This window comes from Enterobacter sp. PTB (assembly GCF_051130085.1).
Classification (GTDB): Bacteria; Pseudomonadota; Gammaproteobacteria; order Enterobacterales; family Enterobacteriaceae; genus Enterobacter; species Enterobacter ludwigii.
This window is the reverse complement of record NZ_JBDKEE010000062.1, coordinates 1-4,551: the sequence shown is the minus strand read 5'-3', so window position 1 is coordinate 4,551 and position 4,551 is coordinate 1. Positions and strand designations below refer to the sequence as shown.

Sequence of the window (4,551 nt, the reverse complement as noted above, 5' to 3'; positions counted from 1 at the left end):
TATCATCGCCGGATTGAGGGAGCGTCAACAGACGTCGTTGCCGGGGCGCTTACCGTACTGCCGGAGTGGCCTTCCAATAAAGTGGCTGAGCTACTGCCATGGAACGTAGCTCTCACCAATAAATAGCCGTCAATACGGCACTCACTGATCGCTTACCAGCAGATCACGACGCAACTCAGCTTCAGCGGGTAAACATATCGTTACCGCTGTGGACACTCCGGAGAAGGCGCTATGTGACGAGCTGAAGGATAGTGATGCGGCAGTCAGCAGCAACATGCCTCCACGAAGAGAAAGGTAAGGGGCAGTAAAACTCATAAGCACCTCCCGGGAACTGGACGGCTAACAAGGGATATCGGCTTTACCAGCGACTCACCATAAAAGAGCATAATTGCCACATCACCCGACGTGATGTGGCGATGGCGAATCAGACTTCCTGCTCTGCAGAAAACAGAACCTTACCCAGCGTACCGCCAAGCAGCCCCCCCACCAGTGGCGCCATCCAGAATACCCACAGCTGAGAAATAAACTCACCTCCGGCAAACAGCGCGACTGCGGTAGAACGTGCCGGGTTCACCGAGGTATTGTCTACCGGGATAGAAATGAGATGAATGAGCGTCAGACACAGGCCAATGGCCAGCGGCGCAAAACCCGCCGGCGCGCGTTGACTGGTGACGCCAGTAATGACCAGCACAAACATCGCCGTCAGCACCACTTCGGTAAGCATGACCGGCATCAGCGGATAACCGCCAGGAGAATGGGCGCCAAAACCATTGCTGGCAAAACCGGCGTGGACATCAAACCCCGGAAGACCTGAAGCCACCAGATACAGCACGCCCGCTCCGAGCAGACCACCAGCCACCTGCGCAATCATGTACCCCGGCAGTTGTGACGCAGGAAAACGCCCCGCAACCCACAGTCCCAGCGATACTGCCGGGTTAAAGTGTCCGCCGGAAATATGACCGACAGCATACGCCATCGTCACCACCGTCAGACCAAAGGCCAGCGACACGCCCACAAACCCTATCCCGAGGTCCGGAAAACCCGCAGCCAGCACCGCGCTGCCACATCATTCCTAGCACCAGCCAGAAGGTGCCGAGGACTTCGGCCAGTACCACTTTCATCATGTTGTTGTTCATATCCTTACGTTCCTTATAGCTGACTGAGTCACAGTGATTTTTCAACATCCTTAGCAGGATAATTAAAATTCAGGAACGGGAGGTCAGTTTGTCAAATGACCAGTACGAATTTTTGACAGCGGATCTCAGCCATCCTGCCTGAGGTATTATTTATTACCGTTTCGCCTGGTACGAATATCCGGAAGGTACTCCCCCAGACTTGCTACATACTACGGCGTTAATTTGCGGAAGATAATGCTGGCATACTCAGGATTTTAAAATTGTGTCGTCTGTACCATCATGACCATCACGAAAACTAACCCTGGAAAATCAAACACAAGTTCCCACCACGACATTGATCTCTCCTCAGTGAATATCGCGTAATGACCCACATTCCACTTCAGAAACCAAACCTGTCCACAATGAACATCACGAGAAAATAAATCACGGCAACGATGCCGATGGCGATCAGTATCTTTGAGAGCAGCATAACGTCCTCCAGAAAAATCGTGCCGGGGAGCTTACCGGTCAAGTGTCCCTGCAATGTTGCATAGCCGCTCCCTGGCTAAGCCAACAAACGGGCGTTTACTCCACCGGCACAACCTGCCCTTTCTGGTAACGAAACCAGGGCAGTTCACGGTTAATCACACAGCCCGATGACGCGCTCAGTTCACCGGTATTCCCCTTCAGCATAAACCCGGAGGTCTGGCGCAGCTGTGCATAGTGATTTGCCAGCGTCCAGGCGTCCGCCCCCATGGCGAACAGGCGGGCCAGGAAATAGTCATTGCCCGTGGCGTTGAGTGCCAGTTGCTTCAGCCCCGGATTGTTGTTCGCCAGTACCGGGATATCGCTGAACTGCAGGCCTTCCATGTCCAGACGATAATCCGCTCCGACGGTACCGCTGATGCTGCGGGAACTGGCATACAACATGGCTCCGGACCGGCTGCCGTTCCGCTCGGCAATCATTGGTTTGAGATATCCCATTTCTTCCGGCGTGGCGATGATATACACCGCATCCACCCGACCCCGACGATAGCTTTCCACACCCTTGCGCGCGAGGGTAACCGGAGCCCCGGTCAGTGTGATACCGCTGTTCACGCTGGCCTTCAGTTTCGCCAGTGAGCCAAAACGCTGCTCCGGCACTGCACCACCGCCCTGTTTCTGCCACTCGTCAGCAAAAGCCCGGGCCACACGTTCGCTGATTTCGCTGCCAGGGAGCAGGAGCAGTGGAGAGTGTTTACCCTGCGCACGGATATGACGCGCCGCATTGCGGGCCTCATCTTCCGGGGAGAGCGCAAAATAGCAGATGTTATCCTGGCTAACTGGATTTTCCGGCTGGTTCAGCGCCAGTACGTTCATCGTCGGGTTGCTGCTGAGCAGCTCCTCCACGTGATTTTTTAACAGCGGTCCCACAATCAGCGTGGCGCCGTCCTGTTGTGCCTGCGTCAGCAATTGCGGCACCGGCCGGGTCGTGGTGTCGTAGAGCATCAGTTCGGATACTTCGCCGGACGCGGACAGGGCCACTTTCCTTTCAGCCTCAAATCCCTGCTGAATCGCCCGACCAAAGCGGGCCGCCGGACCACTCAGGGGGAGCATCAGGGCAACTTTACGCACCGATGCAGGACGAAAATTCATGTCGTTCACCAGTGCTGTGGGCAACTGCCTGGCCGCCGGGTGCTGCGGCCAGCGAGTCTGCCAGGCGCTGACGGCGGCTTTCAGTCTGTCCGGTGTCACACGGTTATCAGACCAGGCGCGGCGCAGTCCCAGCCAGCCCCGAAGTGATTTGTTCTCGTCAGTAATCTGTACAGCATCAGCCTGCGTTTGCGTCATGGCAGTCAGCGTCTGCCAGGTCACATCTATGTTTCGTTGTTTCGCCTGCGTGGTGGTCAGCAGCGGTGCCTGCGCCATCAGCGCCCGCAGCAGTGCCGGGGAGGGGGTATCCTGCTGAGCGGTGACCAGACCCTGCCAGTAACGCGCCAGTTGAGCGCCCTTAAGGTCAGCCGGACTGATTTTTGCCAGCAGCGTTTGTACCCCCGTGAAATCTCCCTGTGCCAGCTTCAGCTCAACTGCAAGCAGTGACTGCTCCTGTTGCTGAGCCTTATCCATTTCTGGCGGCAACTGACTGAAGAGGTCAGCGGCCTGCTGGTTTTTTCCTTCCCGGAGCAATGCGCGAACAGCGAGTAACTGCCAGCTGGTTTTGCTACTGCCCTCACTGTGCTGCATTCGCAGCAGGGCCTGCGCGGAGTCAGTCTGCACCGGACTTTCCAGAAGCGCAGCGCTCTGGACTGCGGGGCGAACGGCACAGCCGGTGAAAAACAGCGCCGCCGCAACCAGCGGAATACCATATAACGCTCTGGTACCATTAAAATCAGATAAACGCATCCCAGGCTCCTCCCTGTGATTGTTTTCATTCAACAGAACATCCGGACCATACGGGGCCGACTCATGCATTGTCGAACAACGGTGCGAGAGCGGTCATCAGCAACTCGCGGGTCAGCACTTTCCCTTTGCCCGGCGTACGTTCGTCGCGGTATATCGCCCAGTCGGCGGTGGATAACAAATGGCCGGGCAGACAGAGCATGTATTTCTCAGTACGGGGGTGACGACGGGGATTATCCACCGCCAGCGTAACCTCTCCTTTAAGCTGAATACCGCCTTTCACACTGTACAGCGCCTGCGGAATGAAACCGGCCCAGTTGCGCCCACTGCGAAGGACAATACCGGGGATGGTATATGCGCCCGCCATCGCGACAGGCACCCTTTCCCGCACGGTGATAGTGACCTCATGCCCTTCCAGCCACGCCGTCAGGTTGTCCGCCAGGCGCTGCATACGCTCACGAAACGTCCCGATATCCTCCAGCGTCTGCCACTGCCGTTGTTCACGGCTGGCACGTTGCCGCCTTCCGGTTACCGTGTTCATCTCATGCACTTTAGCTACCACGCTTAATTCCGCCATTCTCAGCCCCCTCTTCAGAATCCTCACAGACAACCGCTCAGCTTTATGCCTGGTGGAAGGCTTAACAACGGGGACAAGTCACTGTCCAGACATATCAACAAACCGTAAACGGACCGGGTTGACGCCAGCGGTCTCCCGTCAGGACACATACCGGATACTGGCACTGAATAAAGGGAGATTGTCATGGCACCATGTTCACCGTTCGCTGAAGTCACCCGCATCTCTTTCGCTCTGCTGTTGCTGCTGTCCGGCTCCGCATTTGCCGCCAGCTTCAGTTGCAGCGGCGTCAGCGCCCCCGATGAAAAGGTCATCTGCGCTGACCGGGAACTGAGCGAAAAGGATGTCAGAATGACGACAACGTACGAGATGTTGAGAAAGGTCGTGCTGATGGGAGGGCGCGGCGCGCTGCAGGATGAACAGGCCACCTGGCTGCAGAAACGCCAGCAGTGCGGCGACAATACCGTCTGCCTGTCGCATCTT

At 56.6% G+C, this 4,551-nt stretch carries 4 protein-coding genes and 1 pseudogene; 2 read left to right on the top strand and 3 right to left on the bottom strand.

Annotation, left to right across the window (positions count from 1 at the left end; genetic code table 11):
* Window positions 1-126, top strand: a 126-nt coding sequence (locus AAIR21_RS27285) for a hypothetical protein (protein WP_434682756.1), incomplete at its 5' end; no start/stop codon positions are given.
* Between the two features lie 298 nt (window positions 127-424).
* On the opposite strand, the pseudogene aqpZ reads toward AAIR21_RS27285, so the two are convergent.
* From aqpZ to AAIR21_RS27270, 3 genes and pseudogenes are all read right to left on the bottom strand, one after another.
* Window positions 425-1,121, bottom strand: a pseudogene (gene aqpZ, locus AAIR21_RS27280) (aquaporin Z).
* 579 nt (window positions 1,122-1,700) lie between these two features.
* The gene (locus tag AAIR21_RS27275) at window positions 1,701-3,497 is read right to left on the bottom strand and encodes a penicillin-binding protein activator (RefSeq protein ID WP_434682754.1); all 1,797 of its coding nucleotides are present in this window, start codon (window positions 3,495-3,497) and stop codon (window positions 1,701-1,703) included.
* Between the two features lie 61 nt (window positions 3,498-3,558).
* Window positions 3,559-4,071, bottom strand: coding sequence for a hypothetical protein (locus AAIR21_RS27270; protein ID WP_422701953.1), 513 nt, complete (start codon window positions 4,069-4,071; stop codon window positions 3,559-3,561).
* Window positions 4,072-4,254: 183 nt separating this feature from the next.
* Here AAIR21_RS27270 and AAIR21_RS27265 point away from each other — a divergent pair.
* Window positions 4,255-4,551: lysozyme inhibitor LprI family protein (locus AAIR21_RS27265; RefSeq protein WP_434682753.1), on the top strand; the 297-nt coding region annotated here is incomplete at its 3' end.